Origin of the sequence: Micromonospora sp. BRA006-A (genome assembly GCF_033433935.1) — a bacterium.
Classification (GTDB): domain Bacteria; phylum Actinomycetota; class Actinomycetes; order Mycobacteriales; family Micromonosporaceae; genus Micromonospora; species Micromonospora aurantiaca.
Genome location: NZ_JANCLW010000001.1, coordinates 4,015,293 through 4,034,714, shown reverse-complemented (window position 1 = coordinate 4,034,714; position 19,422 = coordinate 4,015,293). Strand labels below are relative to the sequence as shown.

The window sequence follows — 19,422 nt, the reverse complement described above, 5'->3', positions numbered from 1 at the left end:
CGCCGGTGGATGTCAACGCGCGTGCGATCATATCGACGTGGCCCGCTTCCTGTTCGTCGTGCTGCCGGTGGAGTCCCATCTGCACGCCCCGGTCGCCATCGCCCAGCAACTGGAGGCGGCCGGGCACGAGGTGGCCTGGGTCGGGCCGCGCAGCGACCTGCGCCCGCTGGTCGGTCCGGACGCCGTGCTGTTCCCGACCGGCAAGCGCTACTACCGGCCCGACGGCGCGTCCGGGGCGGCCTCGGTGCGCAGCCTCTGGGAGGGGCACGTGCTGCCCGCCAACCGGTTCATCCGCGACGCCGCCGACGCGGCGGTCGAGCGGTACGAGCCGGACGTGGTGGTGGCCGACCAGTACGCGCTGGCCGGCGCGCTCGCCGCGCACCGCCGCGGGCTGCCGTGGGCGACGTTCTGCGTCGGCATGCTGGAGCTGACGCCGCCCACCGGGGAGATGCCCGAGTTCACCGGCTGGGTACGCGCCCAGGTCCAGCGGGTGTGGGCGATGACCGACGTACCCGTGGACGAGACGATCGACCTGCGCTTCTCGCCGTACCTCGTGATCGGGCTGACCACGACGGCGCTGACCGGTCCGGCGCCGCTGCCGCCGGGCTGTGTGCTCACCGGGCCGGCACTGGGACGGCGGCCGAACGCGCCCGCGTTCGCCTGGGAGGCGTGGGATCCCGGCCGCCGGCACGTGCTGGTCACCGTCGGCACGATGGCCGAGCATCTCGCCGCCGACTTCTTCCGGCGGATGACGGCGGCGACCGCGCCGCTCGCCGGCCGGGTCCAGGTGATCCTCACGGCCGGGCCCGGCCTGGTGCCCGACCCGCCGCCGCACGTGCTGGTCGCGCCGCGGGTGCCGGTGCTGGAGCTGATGCCGCGACTGGACGCGCTGGTGTCCCACGGCGGGCTGGGCACCGTCTCCGAGGCGCTGGCCCACGGCGTGCCGGTGGTGGTCGCGCCGATCCGGCACGACCACCCGGCGGTGGCGAGCCAGGTGTGCCGGGCCGGAGCCGGTCTGGCGGTCTCCTTCGGCTCGGCGACCCCGGCGGAGCTGACCGCCGCGCTGAGCGCGGTGCTCGACGAGCCGGCGTACCGGGCCGGGGCGCGCCGGGTCGGTGAGTCGTTCGCGGCGGCCGGCGGCGCCCGCGCGGCGGCGGCGCACCTCGCCGCGTTGGCACGGACGGCTCCTGACGCCTGACGCATCGACCGTTGTCCAACGGTCGGCGCGGAACTAGCCTGACCTGACGCACCCGCGCCGGCGTCGTGCCGCACGAGGAGGCTCGATGATCGAGGCCACCGGCCTACGCAAGTCCTTCCGGGTCGGACGCGGGCGCGGCGCCACCACTGTCGACGCGGTACGCGGCGTCGACTTCGCGGTCCGGCGCGGCGAGATCGTCGGGTTCCTCGGCCCGAACGGCGCCGGGAAGTCCACCACGCTGCGGATGCTCGCCACGCTGATCCGGCCCAGCGGGGGAGCGGCCACCATCGCCGGTGTCGACCTGCTGCGCGCGCCCGCGCAGGTCCGGCGGCGGATCGGCTTCGTGGCACAGGCCAGCGGCACCTACGACGACTCCACCGCCCGCCGGGATCTGGTGCTCCAGGCCCGCATGCACGGGCTGTCCAAGTCGGTGGCGCACGACCTGGCCGTCGGCGCGATCCGCGCGTTCCAGCTCGGCGACTTCGCCGACCGCAAGATCAAGACGTACTCGGGCGGGCAGCGCCGCCGCCTCGACGTCGCGCTCGGCGTCATCCACTCGCCGCAGGTCATGTTCCTGGACGAGCCCACCGCCGGGCTCGACCCGCCCAGCCGGGTCCGGATGTGGCAGGAGGTACGGCGGCTGCGCGAGGAGGGCATGACCATCTTCCTCACCACGCACTACCTGGACGAGGCCGACAGCCTCTGCGACCGGGTCTCGATCATCGACGCCGGGCGGATCGTGGCCGAGGGCACCCCGTCGGCGCTCAAACGCGAGATCTCCGGCGACGTGGTCGCCATCGACTTCGCCACCGCCGACGTCGCGGACGAGGCCGGCGGTGACCTGCCGGCCGCGACGAAGCTGCTGGCCGAGGCGCCGTACGTGCACGCGGCCGAGCCGGTCGACGGCACGTTGCGGCTCTACGTGGACAGCGCCGCCACCGCGATCCCGCAGATCATGCGGGCGCTCTACGACAGGGGCATCGAGCCCGGCGCGATCGAGGCCCGCCGGCCCAGCCTCGACGACGTGTTCCTGGCCAAGACCGGCCGGTCGCTCGCCGAGTGACCGGCCGCCGAGAGGAGTACGGCGTGAAACTCGTCCGCGACACCTGGCTGATCTTCCAGCAGGAGGCCGGCCTGATGGTGCGCAACCCGGTGATGGTCGCGTTCAGCCTGGCTCAGCCGATCACCTACCTGATCCTGTTCGCGCCGTTCCTCAAGGTGGTGATGGTCGACCGGGGCGCCTCGTCGTACGCCGACGCGTACCGCATCTACGTGCCCGGCCTGTTCGTGGCGATGGGCCTGTTCGGCGGCCTGTTCGCCGGGTACGGGCTGCTCAGCGCGCTGCGCGCGGGCATCATCGACAGGTGCCGGGTGACGCCGGTGAGCCGGACCGGCCTGCTGCTGGGCCGGGCGCTGATGCACGTGTGCCTCAACGTGGTGCAGGCGGTGGTGGTCACGCTGGTGGCGCTGCCGTTCGGCCTGCGGGTGCACCTGGCGAACCTGCTGGTGTCGTACGCGCTGCTGTCGGTGATGGTGCTGCTCAGCACCTCGATCTCGTACGACATCGCGCTGCTGGTGCGCAACGAGAACAGCCTCGGCGTGCTGGTGAACACCGTCGGCCAGCCGGTGTCGCTGCTCGCCGGCGTGCTCATTCCGCTCGTGCTGGCGCCGATGTGGATCCAGCGGGTCGCGGTGTGGAACCCGTTCGCCTGGGCCACCGACGGCATGCGTGCGCTGTTCGCCGGCCAGATCACCCAGACCGTGGTGTGGCAGGGCGCGCTCATCATGTCCGGGCTGGCCGCCGCCAGTCTGTTCTGGTCGTCGCACCTGTTCAACCGCGAGGTCTCCTGACCGTCCGTGCATCGACCATTGTCTCAGCGTGGCGGGCGCTCTAGCCTGATCGTGTCCCCGCTCGGCGGCCGGTGTACGGGGCGCGGCCGCGACGCGTGTCAGCTGAGGAGGCCACTCGTTGGGTGCCGACAACTTCCGGGCGACGCTGGCGGCCGACATGGAGCTGGGCGCGGGTAACGTGCTGCTCCGGCTGGCCGAGCACGGCGCCGACATGGACATGCCCCGCGTGACGTTCGACGCCGACGTCGACGGCATCCCCGCCTGGACGCCGCTGTCGCTCGCCACCCTGACCGAGAGGGTCGCGGCGCGGGCGGCGTGGTTCCGGGAGCGCGGCGTCCACCGGGCCGACCCGATCGCGGTGTACGTGACCTCCGCACCAGACGTGTTCCTCAACTTCCTGGCGCTGACCTGGCTCGGCGCGATCCCGGCGCTGATGAACGGCAACATGCCGGTCCCGCTGGCCGCCGAGTTCGTCAGGCGGCTGCGCGGGGCCGGGGTGGTGGTCGACGCCGACCACGCCGCCCTGGCCGAGCACGACCTCGGCGCGCCGATCCTCGGCGACGCGGCGCAGACCGGCACCGGCGACCCGGCTCAGGCGCCGCCGCACCACCGGCACCACCCCGAGGAACCGGTGGTCATCACCCACTCCTCGGGCACCACCCGGGTGCCCGCCGCGATCGTCCACTCGCACCACGGCCTGTTCGCCGCGATCCGCGCGGTCCGGCTCACCGAGTCCCGGCCGTACGGCGAGGTTCGTGAGATGTCCGCGCTGCCGGCCGCGCACGCCGCCGGCATCATCACGCTCAACCAGGCACTCTGCAACGGCTACCAGCTGCTCTGCCTGTCCGCGCAGGGCGGCCCGTTCGCGCGCAGCGCGGAGACGATCCTTTCCGCGATCGAACGGTGGCGCCCCACCGGCGTGTTCGGCTTCGCGGTGACCTGGTCCGAGCTGGCCCGGGTCGACCTCACCACCCGCGACCTCAGCTCGGTGCGCAACTGGTTCAACACCGGTGACTGCGCGCACGAGGCGCACGTACGCCGGCTCGTCGCCGTCGGCAGCCACCCCGCGTACACCCGCGACGGCATGGTCGACGTCCCCGGCTCCAAGTTCGTCGACATGCTCGGCTCCACCGAGATGGGGCACGGCGCGTTCCGGATCACCCACCGGCTCGGCAGCGACCGCTACGACCGCTGCGTCGGCAGGCCGTACCCGTTCGCCGAGATCGCGCTGCTCGACGTGGACACCGGCGAGGAGGTCCCGCCGGGGCAGGTGGGGCACGTCGGCCTCAAGTCGCCGACCCTGGCGCTCGGCTACTGGAACGACTCGGTCACCACGTACCGCACCCGGCTGGGCGGCTACTACCTGACCGGCGACCTGATGTACCGCGACGCGGCCGGCGACTACCACCACGTCGACCGGGCCAGCGACGCGGTCGACCTCGGCGGTGGCACCTGGCTGTACACCGCGCTGTCCGAGGAGCGCATCCTCCGGCACTGCCCGGACGTCCGCGACTGCACCGTCCTCGCGGCGACGGGGGAGGACGGCACTGCCGTCACCGACGTGCTGCTCCTGCTCGCCGCCGACGCCGATCCGGCGCACGACCGTACCGACCGGGTCCGGGCCGCGCTGGGGCCGTCGGTGGCCGCGACGCTGCGCCGGGTGGTGACGGTCCCCGACGACGACGTGGTCACCGGGCCGACCGGAAAGGTCCGCAAGTTCCTCATGCGACAGCGGCTGCTCGCCGACGCCGGGGCGACCGGAGCCGGCTGACCGGCGGGGGATCGACGGCTGGCGCGGCCGTGCCAGAATCCAGCCGTGTCCTACCTCCCCTCGCAGCCGTACCCGCCGATGCCCGGCGGCGTCAGCCCGCTGATCGCCTACCCGCACCCGATCACCCCGCCGCCCGGCTGCGGGGTGCTCGTCGTCTCGGTGAACCGCGGGCCGTACCTGATCCCGGTGCCGGTGACCAGCCGCTTCAAGATCAACCGCCAGGTGGTCGCCATCCCCGGCGAGGGGACCTGGCACGTCGCGGTGCCGGCCGGCGCGCACGACGTCCGGTACACCGACTTCATGGGCGTCCCGCTCGTCACCACGACGCTCGCGGTGCAGCCGGGGGCCGCGCACCACCTCGCGTTCCGCTTCGGCGGGTGGCGCAACCGGGTGTACGACGGCTACGGCACCGACGTCACCCGGTTCGGCCTGTGGTCCAACTACAGCGTCATGCTGGTCCTGCTGCCGGTGGTCGGTCTGGCCTGCTGCGGGGCGTTCGGGCTGGTCATCGGCTCGACCCCCTGACCCGGCTCGGCCGGCGGGCCTGGTCGCTCCGCTAGCGCAGCGACCAGGTCTGCTTCACGTTGAACACGCAGGTCCAGGCGTTCAGCGGTGCGCCCGCGGCGTGCCCGTCGACGTCCAGGCAGCGGTCGGTCGCCCGGTTGAACAGCGACCGCCGGCCCTGGCTCTCGATCCACTCCCACTTCTGCGCCGGGTTGCCGCTGCACCACGCCGTCTGCACCGGCACGCCATCGCGCTTCTCGCCCCACGCCACGTCCAGGCAGAGGCCGCCCTCGACCCGGACGCTGCCGTCGGACGCGAACGTCCACCACTGGGAACGCTCCTCCCGGCAGGCCCGCAGCACGACGCGTACGCCGTCCCCGCTGCCGCCGCCGGCACACAGGCCGGTCTCCTTGCCGACGAGTTGCTTCGCGCCGGCCGGGCGGACCGGCGCGGCCGGCTTCGCCGGCTCCTTCGACGTGCCCGCTTCCGGCGCCGACGTGGACGGGCGCGCGGCCGACGAGGCCGGCGGCTTCGGCGTCCGCGTGCCGGGCGACGGCGTGCCGGAAGTCGCCGGGGCGCCCCGCAGCCGGCCGTCGAGGGCGTAGAAGTCGGTGAACTCCCGGACCGTGCGCAGGAACGCCTGCGTCCCGGTGTCGAAGTTCCCGCCGGTGTGGCGCACGGCGTCGGTCCCGTCGCGGTACGCCGCCAGCGCCAGCAGGTCCGGGTCGCCGTCGAGCGCGGCCAGTTCCCGCCGCAGCGCGCAGAGCGTGGCGCCGGCCGCCGGCACCGCTGCCTGCGGATCCCACGGCGAGGCGCCGGACGGGCCGTACGCACGCCACAGCTCGGGCCGGAACTGGGCGATGCCCTTGCGGCCACCGTCGCCGAGCAGGTTCGGGTCGAAACCGGAGGAGGCCATCAGCTGCGCGGCGACGGCGGCCGGCGGCACCTGCGGGCACACCGAGCCGGCCCGGACCACGAGGCGGACGTACGCGGCGGGGACCGCCTTGGGCTGCCGGCGCTCGCCCTCGCCGCCGGCCGGGCCGGGCTCGGCGAAGCCGTCCTGCCGCCCGTAGTAGGCGGCGTACCGGCCGGCCTCGTCGACGTACGGGACCGCCGCCGAGGGCACCCCCTCGGCGGCGCGTACCTCCTCGAACCCGGTGTGGAACGCGGCGAGCGACAACCGCCACGGGTCGCCCGGGACGGCAGCCGCGCGCACCTGCCCGGCCAGGTCGCACATGTGGTGGGCGAGCGCGAGGATGTTGGCGGCACCGTCGGTGCGCTGCGCGTCCGGCCACGGCGCCCAGGTCCGCCACCGCTCGTCGTCCAGCCCGGCCAGGCCCTGGCCGCCGGACGCGGTCCGCTCGGCCCGCGTGTCCAGACCCGACTCGGCCATCAACTGCCCGGCCAGCCGCGCCGGGGTCAGCGCGGGGCAGGAGCGGGCAGCGGTCCGGATGGCGGCCAGGTGCTCGGCGGAGACGGCCCGGCCGACCGGCTCGTCGTCGCGCGCGGTGGCGACGCTCCCGCTGAGGGCGGCGACCGCCAGGCTCAGCGCCGCCAGTCCGGCGGCGCCGGCGGCGACGACGCCGCGCGGGATCCGGCGCGGCCGCGGGCGCGCGCCGGGGGCATCGGGTGTCACAGGGCGGTCCCTCCGGTGATGACGGACGCCCTGCCGGTGCGCGGCGTCCTCGGTTCACCCGGCCGGAATCGGGTCCGATCCGGTCCGGCCGTCATTGAACCGAGCGTCCGGCGAGCCGTCAAATGTGGACGGTGGCGCCCGGCCCGGTCCGCTCGCGTGGGCCGAGCGGCGAGGGCGGTGCTGATCCGGAACGGGACCGAAAACTTTCGGGATGCTGTCTCTTCCGGTGGCCATCGATCGCCTTTCTCCGGTCCGTCGACGCTGATCGGAGACCCTTTCCGGCGGCCGTAACGCCCGCTCAGAACCCCGGCCCGGGTTACCACAACATTTCCGGAACTTGTTGACAGGATGAACCGGGGCTCCAATACTGTGGCCATCGGCGTATCTCGATTGACGTCGATGTCCGACCACCACCGTGGCGCGGCTGCCGCCCCGGTCCCGCCGTCCGCGGGCGGGCGAGCACCCGCGGCTCGCGCCACCGGAAGCTGGCCGCCCGCCAGCCGTCACAGGGAGGAAACCCGTCCATGAAAGACGCCCCCGTCCGTACGGGCATCCGCAGGCGCGGACGCCTCAGGATGGCCCTCGGCGGCGCCTGTGCCGTGGCGCTGATCGCCGCTGGGGCGACGGCCGTCGCGTCAGGTCCGGCCTACGCCGACACCACCGTCACGTCGAACTCCACCGGCACCAACAACGGCTACTTCTATTCCTTCTGGAAGGACAGTGGCAACGTCTCCATGACCATGGGTAACGGTGGTCAGTACAGCACCCAGTGGAGCAACATCAACAACTTCGTCGCCGGCAAGGGCTGGAACCCGGGCGGCCGCCGCACGGTCAGCTACTCCGGCAGCTTCAACCCGTCCGGCAACGCGTACCTGACGCTCTACGGCTGGACGCGCAACCCGCTCGTCGAGTACTACATCGTGGACAGCTGGGGCAGCTGGCGCCCGCCGGGCAGCGGCTACATGGGTTCGGTGTCCTCCGACGGCGGCACGTACGACATCTACCGCACGCAGCGGGTCAACGCCCCCTCGATCGAGGGCACCCGGACGTTCTACCAGTACTGGAGCGTCCGCCAGTCGAAGCGCGTGGGCGGCACCATCACCTCCGGCAACCACTTCGACGCCTGGTCGCGCTACGGCATGAACCTCGGTTCACACGACTACCAGATCCTGGCCACCGAGGGCTATCAGAGCAGCGGAAACTCCAACATCACGATCGGCGGGACCGGCGGTGGCAACCCGACCACCCCGCCGCCGAACAACGGTGGCTGCACGGTCAGCGTCAGCCGCGCCGAGGAGTGGGGCGACCGGTTCAACGTGACCTTCTCGGTCAGCGGCACCAGCAACTGGGTGGTCAGCATCCAGACCCAGGGCGGGCAGAGCCTGCAGAACAGCTGGAACGCGTCGATCAGCGGCACCAGCGGCACGCTCACCGCGCGGCCGAACGGCAACGGCAACAACTTCGGCATCACGCTCTACAAGAACGGCAACAGCAACACCCCGACGGCGACCTGTTCCGCCGCCTGAGCCCTTTTCCGGGGAGGGGGTGCCGCGCCTGGCGCGGCACCCCCGTTTCGTGTGCCCGGAGGGCGATGATGTGACGGCCGACACACCTGGGCAAAAACTTGATTGATTCCAAAAGACCGGACTAAGGTCGTCGCATGACGGCCGACTTCGAGACGCAGCTCCGGGCGGTCTCGTTGCGGGTGACCCGGCCCCGCGTGGCGGTGCTGTCCGCGCTGCGCGACCACCCGCACGTCGACACCGACACGGTGATCGCCCTGGTCCGCGCCGAGCAGCCCACCGTGTCCCACCAGGCGGTCTACGACGTGCTCCGGGCACTCACCGACGCCGGGCTGATCCGGCGCATCCAGCCGGCCGGCGCCACGGCCCGCTACGAGTCACGGGTGGGAGACAACCACCACCACGTCGTGTGCCGTTCCTGCGGCGCCATCGCCGACGTCGAGTGCGCCGTCGGCCGCGCCCCCTGTCTCACCGCCTCGGACGACCACGGCTTCGTGGTGGACGAGGCGGAGGTCGTCTACTGGGGCACCTGCCCCGGCTGCGCGGCCGGCACCACCGCCCAGTGATCCGCCAGTTCGGAAGGAAGCAGATGAGCGACACCCAGGACAACCGGCCCGTCAGCCCGCAGGGCGTGGACGCCAAGGAGGCGGCCGGCTGCCCGGTCGCGCACGACTCGGTGACCGCGCACGGCAGCGAGAGCGAGAACCCGGCGATCGACTCGCCGACCCCGAAGACCGGCGGTCGTCCGCGCAGCAACCGCGACTGGTGGCCCAACCAGCTCGACCTGTCGGTGCTGCACGCCCACTCGTCCAAGGGCAACCCGCTGGGCCCGGAGTTCAGCTACGCCAAGGAGTTCGCGAAGCTCGACGTCGAGGCGCTCAAGCGGGACATCACCGAGGTGCTCACCACCTCGCAGGACTGGTGGCCGGCCGACTTCGGCCACTACGGCGGCCTGATGATCCGGATGAGCTGGCACGCCGCGGGCACCTACCGCATCGAGGACGGCCGCGGTGGCGCCGGCGACGGCGGGCAGCGGTTCGCCCCGCTGAACAGCTGGCCGGACAACGCCAACCTGGACAAGGCCCGCCGGCTGCTCTGGCCGGTCAAGCAGAAGTACGGCCAGAAGATCTCCTGGGCCGACCTGCTGGTGCTCGCCGGCAACGTGGCGCTGGAGTCGATGGGCTTCAAGACCTTCGGCTTCGGTTTCGGCCGGGAGGACGTCTGGGAGCCGGAGGAGATCTTCTGGGGCCCCGAGGACACCTGGCTGGGCGACGAGCGCTACGCCTCCGAGAAGGAGATGGTGGCCGGCGTCGGCGCTACCGAGATGGGTCTGATCTACGTCAACCCGGAGGGCCCGCGCGGCAACGCCGACCCGCTCGCGGCGGCGCACTTCATCCGTGAGACGTTCCGCCGGATGGCGATGAACGACGAGGAGACCGTCGCGCTGATCGCCGGCGGCCACACGTTCGGCAAGACCCACGGCGCGGGCCCCGCCGACGCGCACGTCGGCCCCGAGCCGGAGGCCGCGCCGCTGGAGGCGCAGGGCCTGGGCTGGCTGAGCACCTACGGCGAGGGCAAGGGCGGAGACACGATCACCAGCGGCCTCGAGGTCACCTGGACCGACAAGCCGACCCAGTGGAGCAACCGGTTCTTCGAGATCCTCTTCGGCTACGAGTGGGAGCTGACCACCAGCCCCGGCGGCGCCAAGCAGTGGGTCGCCAAGGACGCCGAGGCGATCATCCCGGACGCCCACGACCCGTCGAAGAAGCACAAGCCGACCATGCTGACGACCGACCTGTCGCTGCGCGTGGACCCGGCGTACGAGAAGATCTCCCGCCGCTTCCTGGAGAACCCGGACGAGTTCGCGCTGGCGTTCGCCAAGGCCTGGTACAAGCTGCTGCACCGGGACATGGGCCCGGTCAGCCGCTTCCTCGGCCCGTGGGTGCCCGAGGCCCAGCTCTGGCAGGATCCGGTGCCGGCCGCCGCGCACGAGTTGGTGAACGACGCCGACGTCGCCGCGCTCAAGGCGAAGGTGCTGGAGTCCGGCCTCACCACCGCCCAGCTGGTCTCCACCGCCTGGGCCTCGGCCGCGAGCTACCGCTCCACCGACAAGCGCGGTGGCGCCAACGGCGCGCGGATCCGGCTGGAGCCGCAGCGCAACTGGGAGGTCAACCAGCCCGAGCAGCTCGCCACCGTGCTTTCCACCCTGGAGGGCATCCAGCAGGAGTTCAACGCCGCCGGTGGCGCCCAGATCTCGCTCGCCGACCTGATCGTGCTGGCCGGCTCGGCCGCTGTCGAGCAGGCGGCGCGTGACGCCGGCGTCGAGGTCACGGTGCCGTTCCACCCGGGTCGTACCGACGCCACCCAGGAGCAGACCGACGTCGAGTCGTTCCGGGTGATGGAGCCGCGTGCCGACGGGTTCCGCAACTACCTGCGGCCGGGCGAGAAGACCCAGCCGGAGGTGCTGCTCGTCGACCGCGCGTACATGCTGAACCTGACCGCGCCGGAGATGACCGTCCTGGTCGGCGGCCTGCGCGCGCTCGGCAACAACGTCGGCGGTGCCGCGCACGGCGTGCTCACCGACCGGCCCGGCGTGCTCACCAACGACTTCTTCGTCAACCTGCTCTCCCCGGGCACCCGGTGGAAGGCGGCGGAGTCCGAGGAGCACGTCTACGAGATCCGGGACCTGGCGACCGACCAGGTGAAGTGGACCGCCACCGCGGTCGACCTCATCTTCGGCTCCAACTCGCAGCTGCGGGCGCTCGCCGAGGTCTACGCCAGCGACGACGCGCGGGAGAAGTTCGTCCGCGACTTCGTCGCCGCCTGGACGAAGGTCATGGAGCTGGACCGCTTCGACCTGGCCTGATCCGCCACATCTGAGCGAGCCCCGGCCCGTCGCGCCGCGACGGGCCGGGGCTCGTCCGTGTCCGGCGGGTGTCGGGGGATCAGCGGCACGCACCCGCCCGCCCGCAAACGTTGGAAAATCTGCTCGGAACTTGCGGTCGTCCCGCGTAGCGGTTCGCTCCGTCCCGAGCATCGGGATCTCGGTCGAGCGCCGACCCGCTCGGTCCAGCCTGGATCGCCGCTGGTGGTCACGAATCTGAGCCCACTCGTGTTGCCTGCTGGTTTCGAAAACTTTGCCGCAAGCTATTGCAAAGACTTTCATGGATGGCGCATGGTGTTCGCTACCCGGGACGGCCGCCCCACCCCCGCTCACCCTTTCGAACCCACGGAAGAGGTCCCCCAGCCATGCACTCCGCCAGGCCACACCCCCGTGGCCGCGCCGGTCGCCTGCTGCTCGCCGCCGCGCTCGTCGCGGCCGGCGGCACGGTCGCCGTCGCCGCCGCCACCACCGTCCCCACCCCCGCCCGCGCCGCCGTCGTCCTCAACGACAGCGAGGTGACCGCCAACCTCTGGGAATGGAACTGGACCTCGGTCGCCGCCGCCTGCACCGACCACCTCGGACCGGCCGGATACGGCGCGGTGCAGGTGGCGCCGCCGCAGGAGTCGGTGAAGCTGCCCGCCAGCGCCGACGGCGCGTACCCCTGGTACGAGGTGTACCAGCCGGTGTCGTACAAGCTGGACAGCCGGTTCGGCAACCGCCAGCAGTTCGCGGCGATGGTCACCGCGTGCCACAACGCCGGTGTGCGCGTCTACGTCGACGCGGTGGTCAACCACATGGCCGGCACCAACAACCCGGCCGGTACGCGCGGCTACGCCGGCACCGAGTTCTCCGGCTACAACTACCCGGCCGTGCCGTACGGCGACGGTGACTTCCACCGCCCCGGCGACAACTGCCCGACCGGCGGTACGATCAGCGACTGGAACAACGAGGCCCAGGTGACCAGCTGCGAGCTGCTGTCGCTGTCCGACCTCTACACCGAGAAGGAAGCGGTCCGCAACAAGATCGCCGGCTACCTGAACGACCTGATCGGGCTCGGCGTCGACGGCTTCCGGGTCGACGCGGTCAAGCACATCCGCAAGGACGACTTCGCGGCGATCCTCGGCAAGCTGAACAACACCGTCGTCGAGGGCCGCCGCCCGTACGTCGCGCAGGAGATCTTCGACGGGGCGAGCAACCCGGCGTTGCAGGCCCGCGCGTACATCGGCAACGGCGACGTGCTCGACTTCGCGTACGCCAAGGGCATCCGCTCGGCGTTCCAGGGTTCGATCTCGGCGCTGGCGAACGTGCCGAACTGGAACCTCGACGCGCCCGGCGCCAACGTCTTCTCCATGGTCACCAACCACGACCTGGAGCGCGACGGCGTGGTGCTGTCGTACAAGAACGGCACCGACTACGTGCTGGCGAACTACTTCGCGCTGGCCTACCCGCACGGCAAGCCGTCGGTCTACGACAGCTTCACCTGGTCCAACCGCAACCAGTCCCCACCGCACGACGGCACCGGCCGGGTCACCGACACCGTCTGCGGCGCCGCCTGGAACTGCCTGAGCCGCACCACCGGCGTCAAGGGCATGGTCGGCTGGGCCAACGCGGCCCGCCCGGTGAAGACCGTCTCGGACTTCACCACGGTGAACAGCAACGTGATCGGCTTCCACCGGGGCGACCGGGCGTGGATCGGCATCAACGACTCCGGCTCGGCCACCACCGCCACCTTCGTCACCGGGCTCGCCGACGGCCGGTACTGCGACGTCATCTCCGGCGTCGCCACCGGCAGCGGCTGCACCGGCTCCACGGTGACCGTGTCCGGCGGCCGGGCCACAGTGACCCTCCCGGCCAACGACGCGGTCGCGATCCACGTGAACGCCCGGCCGGGCGCGAGCCCGTCCCCGTCGGCCTCCCCGACCGCGTCCCCGTCGGCCTCCCCGACCGCGTCGCCCACCGTCAGCCCGGGTGACCGGATCGCCACCACGTTCACCGTCGCCGCGAACCTGGCCGCCGGGCAGGACGTATACGTCGTCGGCAGCATCCCCGAGCTGGGCTCGTGGACGCCCGCGAACGGCGTCAAGCTCGCCGCGCAGGGCGGCGGCGCCTACCGCGCCACCGTCAGCCTGCCCCGGTCCACCGCGGTGGAGTACAAGTTCGTCAAGCTGACCGCCGCCGGCGCCGTCACCTGGGAGTCCGGCGCGAACCGGACGTTCACCACCCCGGCCGGCGGCACGTACGCGGTGACCGAGACGTTCCGCGGCGACACCGTCAGCACGACCGTGGCCACCACGTTCTCCGCCACCGCGACCACCGTCTACGGGCAGAACGTGTTCGTGGTCGGCAACATCCCGGCGCTCGGCGGCTGGAACCCGGCCGCCGCCGTCGCGCTCTCGCCGGCCGCCTACCCGGTCTGGCGGGCCACCGTCGACCTGCCCGCGAACACCGCTGTCGAGTACAAGTACGTCAAGAAGAACCCGGACGGCACGGTGATCTGGGAGTCCGGCGCTAACCGGACGCTCACCACGCCGGCCGGTGGCACCCGGGCCGTCAGCGACACCTGGCGCTGACGATCGTGCGGCCCGTCCCCCTCACCCCTGGGGACGGGCCGCATCCGCGCCGGTCAGACGGCCGAGAACGACCAGACCTGGGCCGGGTTGCCGAACCCGGTGCAGCGGTAGATCTGGACGGCCGCGCCGTCGGCGTCCGATCCACTCCGCACGTCCATGCACCGGCCACCGATCTGCGACTTGATCTGGTGCACCCCGGCGAACGAGTTCGGGTCGACCGTCCACTTCATGCTCGACGTGCCGGTGCAGGCCCACTGCTGCAACGGGGTGCCGTCGGCGTTCACCCCGTTGCGGACGTCCAGGCACATGCCGCTGAACTGGTTGACGAACGTGTAGGTGTCCCGGCCCACCGGCGACCAGCGCTGCACGGCCTGGCCGTCGCAGGTGCGCTGCACGACCCGGCCGCCGAGCGACGACGGGGCGCCGGCCCGGTCCACCTCCAGGCACTTGCCGCTGCCGTAGTTGACGATGGCGTAGTGGCCGGTCGCGGCCTGCGCCGGCGGGCCGGACGCCACCCCGAACCCGGTGGCGAGCAGTCCCGCCGCCAGCACCCCGGCCGCTCTCTTCCCGATCATGGTGTCTCCCCTCGGAGTCGTGTCGCCGTCCCGGTTCCGCCGGTGGTCACCGGCCGGACGACTGGAGACGACGCTAGGGATCCGTGACGGCCCCCGGATCCGGGTTCCTCCTAGTCGACGAGGCCGCGCGGGCCCCCTGTCGGGTTCGCGTCGCGCCCGTCCGCCCGGACCGTGCCGGCGGCTAGCGTGCGGTCATGGGCAGCGGTCCGGCGCCGGCCGGTGCCGTCGGCACGGCCACGGACACCGGTGAGCACGCCCTGCTCGGGCGCGCCGACGAGTGCTCGCGGCTCGGTGCGCTGCTGGCCGACGCGGTCGACGGTCACGGCGGCGCCGTGGTGCTGCGCGGCGCGGCGGGGGTGGGCAAGACGGCGCTGCTGGAGCACTGTGCCGCCCGGTCCACCGGAATGCGGGTGCTGCGCGCCACCGGCGCCCCGTTCGAGGCGGAGCTGCCGTTCTCCGCGCTGCACCAACTGGCGCGCCCGCTGCTGCACCGCCTCGGCGATCTGCCCGCTCAGCAGGCCGACGCGCTGCGTACCGTCTTCGCCATCGGCGGCGGTTCCGGTCCGGTCAACCGGCTCGCCGCGTACGTGGCGACGCTGAGCCTGCTCACGACGGCGGCCGAGGACACGCCGGTGCTCTGCCTGGTCGACGACGCGCACTGGATCGACCCGGCCTCGGCGGAGGCGTTGCTGTTCACCGCCCGGCGGCTGCTCGCGGACCGGGTCGCCGTCGTCTTCGCGGCCCGCGACGCCCCCGCGTTCCCCGCGCCCGGCCTGCCGGAGCTGCCGCTGACCGGTCTGGCGCGGGACGACGCGATCCGGCTCGCCATGCGCGCCGGGCTGGACCGCCGGGTCGCCGCCGACCTGGCGGCGGCCACCGCCGGCAACCCGCTCGCGCTGACCGAACTGCCGGCGACGCTGTCCGAGGAGCACCGCAACGGGTGGCTGCCGCTGCGGGAGCCTCTCGTGCTCGTCGACCGCATCGAGATGACCGTCCTGGCGCACGCCCGCGGGCTGCCCGACGACACCTGGCGTGCTCTCGTCGCCTGCGCGGTCACCGAGGCCACCACCCCGGCGCTGCTGGAGCGGATCCTGGCGGCGGACGGGCTGCGCCTGGGCGTGCTGGACCCGGCGGTCGACGCCGGGCTGATCCGGGTGACCGACCGCGAGGTGACGTTCCGCCACCCGCTGACCCGCGCCGCTGTGCACTCGGTCGCCGGCCCCGGCCGGCGGCGGGCCGCCCACCTGGCGGTGGCTGCCGCGCTCACCGGCGACGACACCGCCGACCGCCGGGCCTGGCATCTCGCGGCCGCCACCACGGTGCCCGACGAAGGCGTCGCCGCGTTGCTGGCCGGCTCCGCCGAGCGGGCGCAACGGCGGGGCGGCGTGGTGGCCGAGGCCCGCGCGTACGAGCGCTCCGCCCGTCTCACCCCCGACCCGGACGTACGCGCGTCCCGGCTCGCCGCCGCGTCCCGCGCCTGGGCCAACGCCGGCGCGAGCCGGCACGCGATCACGCTGGGGGAGGAGGCGATCGGGCTGACCCGGCGCGCCGACCTGCGCTGCCGGGTCAAGCCGTTGCTCGCCCACCTGGCGCAGCAGCACGGTGACACGGCGGCCGCCGAGGCGTACCTGGCCGACGCGCAGGCGTACGCGCAAGCGGATCCGCTCGGCGCGGCCCGGCTGATGAGCGCCCGCGTCAACCAGTTCTGGGCACGGCTGGACGTCACCGGCATGGTGCCGCTGTGCGCGCGGGTGGCCGAGCTGTCCGCCGCGGACGCCGGCGCGACCTGGCCGAAGGGGCCGATCCGGCTGGCCGCGGCGCAGGTGCTGGCCGGGCTGCCCGATGGGGTCACGTCGGCCCGTACCCTGGTTGCCGCCTGCGCCGGCCACGCCGACGGATCGGCGGCGGAGCTGGCCGAGGTGTTCTGCTGGATCGGGGACCACGACACCGCGCGGGCGCTGCTGGAACCGGAGATCGACCGGGCCCGCGCCACCGACGACGTGTTCCTGCTGGCGTACGCCCTGCCCCGGCTCGCCGGGCTGGAGTGGCGCACCGGGCGGCTGCACGCGGCGTACCAGGCCGCCGCCGAGGCGGTCCGGATCGCCGAGCAGGTGGCGCTTCCGGTGCTGCGGGCGGAGGCGCTGGGCGCGCTGGCCCTGGTGGAGGCGCTGCTCGGCGACGAGCCGGAGGCGCTCGCGCACGTCGAGGACGCCCGCCGGCTCCTGCCGGGCGAGTTCCGGGAGATCGAGGTCCGGCTCCGTTACGCCGCCGGGGTCGCGGCGGTGGTGGGAGCGCGCTGGCACGACGCCGTGACCGAGCTTGAACGGGTCCGCCGGGCCCAGCGCGACGGCGGCATCGCGGAACCGGGGTGGCTGCCCGTCGCGGCCGAGCTGGCCGAGTCGTACGCGCACCTGTCCGACCCGCAGCGGTCGGCGCGGCGGCTGCGCGACCTGGCCGGTACGGGTGGTGCCGCCGCCCGGGCCGCCGCCGCGCGCGTCGAGGGCCTGCTCGCCGGCGAACCGGACCTGGACGAGGTCTTCGCGGCGGCGCTGGCCCGGTGCGATCCCGCCGTCGTCCCGCTGGAACGGGCCCGGACGCTGCTCAGCTACGGGCAGCGGCTGCGCCGGGCACGGCGCCGCCGGGACGCGCGGGTCCAGTTGCACGCCGCGCTGCGGTTGTTCGAGGCGCTTGGCGCGCAGGGCTGGGCGCGGCGGTGCCGCACCGAGATCGACGCCACCGGCCGGCGGCCGCCCGAACCCGGCGACCGGACCGTCGACCGGCTGACCGGCCAGGAACGCCTGATCGCCCTGCACGTGGCGGAGGGCCTGACGAACCGGGAGATCGCGGCCCGGGTCTTCCTGTCACCGAAGACCGTCGAGTACCACCTCGGCAACGTCTACCGGAAGCTGCGGCTGCGTTCCCGGCCGGAGCTGATCCGCCACCTGTCCGGCCCGCCGGCCGCCGGTTGACGACGCGGCCGGACGGCCGCCGCCACTGCCGCGGCCAGGCACGCCACCGCGGCGAGCACCAGCGGCGGCCGGCCGCCGGCCGCGACCGCCGCCGACCCGAGCGGGATGGCCAGCGTGATCGGGCCGAACATCGCGGTGTTCGCGGTCCCGGCGACCCGCCCGAGCATCGCCTGCGGCGTGTACGTCTGCACGGCGGTGACCGCCGCGACGAGCGTCCACGGCAGACCCACACCGACGACGACCGAGGCGGCCACAGTGCCCGGCCACCAGGGCAGGCAGCGCCCCAGACAGCCGGCGGCGAACAGGACCGCGCCCGCGGCACCGACGGTGATCTCGCCGTGGCGACGGACGAGCCGGCCGACGACGAGCCCGGCGAGCAGTGACCCGCCGCCCTGCGCGCTCGCCAGCACACCGAGGAACGTCGACGGCAGCGCCAGGTCCGTCACCACCACGTCGTACAGCGCCGCGGTGGTGAAGCCGGACATCGCGATGGACACCGCCGCGAGCGCCACGGGTACGCGTACCGCCCGCCGGGCCGGCAGCGCGGCGAGCCCGTCCCGCACCCTCGCCGGGCGTGTGGCCGGGGGAGCGGGGACGGTCCGCGTCAGGCGCAACGCGCCGTACAGGGCGGCCACGAGCACCGGTACGACGGCGGCGAGCACCGCGACGACGTGCCCGCCCCGCCACGCGTACAGGCCCGCCCCGGCCAGCGGCGCCACCAGCTTCACACCCTCCTGCGCGCTCGACCGCCAGCCGTTGACGTCGGCCAGCCGGGCCGGGGGAAGAGCGGCGGGCAGCAGCGCGGTCTCGCCGGCGTCGACGAGCACGTAGCCGATCCCGTAGGCGAGCGAGACGGCGTAGATCAGCCACGCCTCGCCGGGCCCCCGTACCGCCAGCAGGCTCAGCAGCGCGGCGGCGAGCGCGAGGTTGACGCCGATCACCAGCGGACGCCGGGGCACCCGGTCGAGCAGGCCGCCGAGCCACGGGCCGGCCAGCGTCGGGGCGTAGACGCAGAGCCCGGCCAGCGCGGCGAGCCCGGTCGAACCGGTCAGGTCCAGGATCCAGATGCCGCAGACCAGGGCCATGGCGCTGCCGCCGAGGCCGGACAGCAGGGAGACGGTCACGAACAGGACGGCGTTGCGGCGCATGGGTCCCCCGAGAGATTGAGTCTGGTGGACTCACATCCTCCGGAGTTGAGTCGTGCCCGGGCAATGCCTCGGGCGCGCGTCAATGGGACGTTGACAGTGCGGCGGCGATGCGCCGGGCGGCGTCGCGTGCCGGAGCGGGCAGCCGCCGCCCGGCCCCGGCCAGGTCGTCGGCGAGGTGCGCGGCCAGCGTGTGCAGCGGCCCGGCACCGGCGTCCAGGGCGAGCGCGCAGGTGCGGCGCGTCAACGCCGCGCGGGGGAAGCGGCCGTCCCACGCGCGGTCCGCCTCGATCCAGCGGTGCAGGTCGGTGACCGCCGCCCGCAGCACGGGCAGGTCGGGGGCGCCGGCCGGATCGAGCCGGGACAGGCGGGCCCGCCGGGCCGCGACGAGGCGTTGCCGACGCTGCTCGGCGGCCTGCCGGCTGCCCAGGCCCAGCGCCCGCGCGATCTCGGCCCAGGTGGCACCGTCGTGCCGGGCCCGGTCGATCAGGTCCAGCTCGCGGTCGTCCAGCCGGACCCGGGCCGCGGCGATCTCGGACAGGTGGTCCAGGGTCACCTGTCAACGCTACATTGACACCGCCTCGGCGCGTCAGTCCTCCGGGACGCCCGGGCCCACCTCGCCGCGCGCCAGACGCTCGGCGTTGCGGTCGGCTTCGCTCTCCGCGTTCTCCGCCCCGGCGCCCGGATCCCGGGTACGCCGCCCCTCGGCGTCCTGGAACACCTGCCCGCGCTCGAGCGCGCCCTCCTGCTGCCGCTGGAACTGCTCCGGATCCGTCATGACCGTCAGGTGCCCCGG

The 19,422-nt window shown here is 73.6% G+C and carries 15 protein-coding genes; 10 read left to right on the top strand and 5 right to left on the bottom strand.

Annotated elements, in window-relative coordinates; translation table 11 throughout:
• Nucleotides 1–37: 37 nt before the first annotated feature.
• The 5 genes from NMK34_RS18360 to NMK34_RS18340 all read left to right on the top strand — a co-directional run bounded on the left by NMK34_RS18360 (nt 38) and on the right by NMK34_RS18340 (nt 5,345).
• Nucleotides 38–1,198 carry a glycosyltransferase gene (locus NMK34_RS18360; protein ID WP_318334460.1) on the top strand — a complete coding sequence of 387 codons (1,161 nt, stop codon included), beginning with the start codon at nt 38–40 and terminating at the stop codon, nt 1,196–1,198.
• An 85-nt stretch (nt 1,199–1,283) separates the two neighbouring features.
• Nucleotides 1,284–2,261: an ATP-binding cassette domain-containing protein gene (locus tag NMK34_RS18355; protein ID WP_318334459.1), complete on the top strand. Its 978-nt coding sequence runs from the start codon at nt 1,284–1,286 to the stop codon at nt 2,259–2,261.
• A gap of 23 nt (nt 2,262–2,284) precedes the next feature.
• The gene (locus NMK34_RS18350) at nt 2,285–3,049 is read left to right on the top strand and encodes an ABC transporter permease (protein WP_318334458.1); all 765 of its coding nucleotides are present in this window, start codon (nt 2,285–2,287) and stop codon (nt 3,047–3,049) included.
• A gap of 118 nt (nt 3,050–3,167) precedes the next feature.
• Nucleotides 3,168–4,820, top strand: coding sequence for a class I adenylate-forming enzyme family protein (locus NMK34_RS18345; protein WP_412098899.1), 1,653 nt, complete (start codon nt 3,168–3,170; stop codon nt 4,818–4,820).
• A 45-nt stretch (nt 4,821–4,865) separates the two neighbouring features.
• Nucleotides 4,866–5,345 carry a hypothetical protein gene (locus NMK34_RS18340; protein ID WP_318334457.1) on the top strand — a complete coding sequence of 160 codons (480 nt, stop codon included), beginning with the start codon at nt 4,866–4,868 and terminating at the stop codon, nt 5,343–5,345.
• Nucleotides 5,346–5,376: 31 nt separating this feature from the next.
• Here the strand turns inward: NMK34_RS18340 and NMK34_RS18335 are convergent, their stop codons facing one another.
• A complete protein-coding gene (locus NMK34_RS18335; RefSeq protein ID WP_318334456.1) occupies nt 5,377–6,960 on the bottom strand; it encodes a ricin-type beta-trefoil lectin domain protein in 1,584 nt (527 codons plus the stop codon).
• Nucleotides 6,961–7,484: 524 nt separating this feature from the next.
• Between NMK34_RS18335 and NMK34_RS18330 the strand changes: the two genes are divergently transcribed.
• The 4 genes from NMK34_RS18330 (at nt 7,485) to NMK34_RS18315 (ending at nt 13,937) form a co-directional block, all read left to right on the top strand.
• Nucleotides 7,485–8,486: a glycoside hydrolase family 11 protein gene (locus tag NMK34_RS18330; protein WP_135240612.1), complete on the top strand. Its 1,002-nt coding sequence runs from the start codon at nt 7,485–7,487 to the stop codon at nt 8,484–8,486.
• Nucleotides 8,487–8,620: 134 nt separating this feature from the next.
• Nucleotides 8,621–9,049, top strand: a complete 429-nt coding sequence (locus NMK34_RS18325; RefSeq protein WP_318334455.1) for a Fur family transcriptional regulator — start codon at nt 8,621–8,623, stop codon at nt 9,047–9,049.
• 23 nt (nt 9,050–9,072) lie between these two features.
• A complete protein-coding gene (gene katG / locus NMK34_RS18320) occupies nt 9,073–11,349 on the top strand; it encodes a catalase/peroxidase HPI (RefSeq protein WP_318334454.1) in 2,277 nt (758 codons plus the stop codon).
• Between the two features lie 383 nt (nt 11,350–11,732).
• Nucleotides 11,733–13,937, top strand: coding sequence for a carbohydrate-binding module family 20 domain-containing protein (locus NMK34_RS18315; protein WP_318334453.1), 2,205 nt, complete (start codon nt 11,733–11,735; stop codon nt 13,935–13,937).
• Nucleotides 13,938–13,990: 53 nt separating this feature from the next.
• On the opposite strand, the gene NMK34_RS18310 is transcribed toward NMK34_RS18315, so the two are convergent.
• Nucleotides 13,991–14,512: an RICIN domain-containing protein gene (locus tag NMK34_RS18310; protein WP_318334452.1), complete on the bottom strand. Its 522-nt coding sequence runs from the start codon at nt 14,510–14,512 to the stop codon at nt 13,991–13,993.
• A 194-nt stretch (nt 14,513–14,706) separates the two neighbouring features.
• Here NMK34_RS18310 and NMK34_RS18305 point away from each other — a divergent pair, with 194 nt between their 5' ends.
• Nucleotides 14,707–17,481 carry a LuxR family transcriptional regulator gene (locus NMK34_RS18305; protein WP_318334451.1) on the top strand — a complete coding sequence of 925 codons (2,775 nt, stop codon included), beginning with the start codon at nt 14,707–14,709 and terminating at the stop codon, nt 17,479–17,481.
• Here the strand turns inward: NMK34_RS18305 and NMK34_RS18300 are convergent.
• The 3 genes from NMK34_RS18300 to NMK34_RS18290 form a co-directional block, all read right to left on the bottom strand.
• Nucleotides 17,409–18,629: an MFS transporter gene (locus NMK34_RS18300; protein WP_318334450.1), complete on the bottom strand. Its 1,221-nt coding sequence runs from the start codon at nt 18,627–18,629 to the stop codon at nt 17,409–17,411. The two genes, NMK34_RS18305 and NMK34_RS18300, sit on opposite strands and share 73 nt — an antisense overlap.
• A 79-nt stretch (nt 18,630–18,708) precedes the next feature.
• The gene (locus NMK34_RS18295) at nt 18,709–19,182 is read right to left on the bottom strand and encodes a hypothetical protein (RefSeq protein ID WP_318334449.1); all 474 of its coding nucleotides are present in this window, start codon (nt 19,180–19,182) and stop codon (nt 18,709–18,711) included.
• Between the two features lie 33 nt (nt 19,183–19,215).
• Nucleotides 19,216–19,404 carry a hypothetical protein gene (locus tag NMK34_RS18290; RefSeq protein ID WP_013286843.1) on the bottom strand — a complete coding sequence of 63 codons (189 nt, stop codon included), beginning with the start codon at nt 19,402–19,404 and terminating at the stop codon, nt 19,216–19,218.
• Nucleotides 19,405–19,422 lie beyond the last annotated feature (18 nt).

Excerpts from the sequence above, each read along its gene's own strand:
- NMK34_RS18315 (WP_318334453.1), top strand. The coding sequence starts at position 11,733 with ATGCACTCCGCCAGGCCACACCCCCGTGGCCGCGCCGGTCGCCTGCTG.
- NMK34_RS18300 (WP_318334450.1), bottom strand. The coding sequence starts at position 18,629 with ATGCGCCGCAACGCCGTCCTGTTCGTGACCGTCTCCCTGCTGTCCGGC.
- NMK34_RS18355 (WP_318334459.1), top strand. The coding sequence starts at position 1,284 with ATGATCGAGGCCACCGGCCTACGCAAGTCCTTCCGGGTCGGACGCGGG.
- NMK34_RS18330 (WP_135240612.1), top strand. The coding sequence starts at position 7,485 with ATGAAAGACGCCCCCGTCCGTACGGGCATCCGCAGGCGCGGACGCCTC.
- NMK34_RS18325 (WP_318334455.1), top strand. The coding sequence starts at position 8,621 with ATGACGGCCGACTTCGAGACGCAGCTCCGGGCGGTCTCGTTGCGGGTG.
- NMK34_RS18310 (WP_318334452.1), bottom strand. The coding sequence starts at position 14,512 with ATGATCGGGAAGAGAGCGGCCGGGGTGCTGGCGGCGGGACTGCTCGCC.
- NMK34_RS18290 (WP_013286843.1), bottom strand. The coding sequence starts at position 19,404 with ATGACGGATCCGGAGCAGTTCCAGCGGCAGCAGGAGGGCGCGCTCGAG.
- NMK34_RS18305 (WP_318334451.1), top strand. The coding sequence starts at position 14,707 with ATGGGCAGCGGTCCGGCGCCGGCCGGTGCCGTCGGCACGGCCACGGAC.
- katG (WP_318334454.1), top strand. The coding sequence starts at position 9,073 with ATGAGCGACACCCAGGACAACCGGCCCGTCAGCCCGCAGGGCGTGGAC.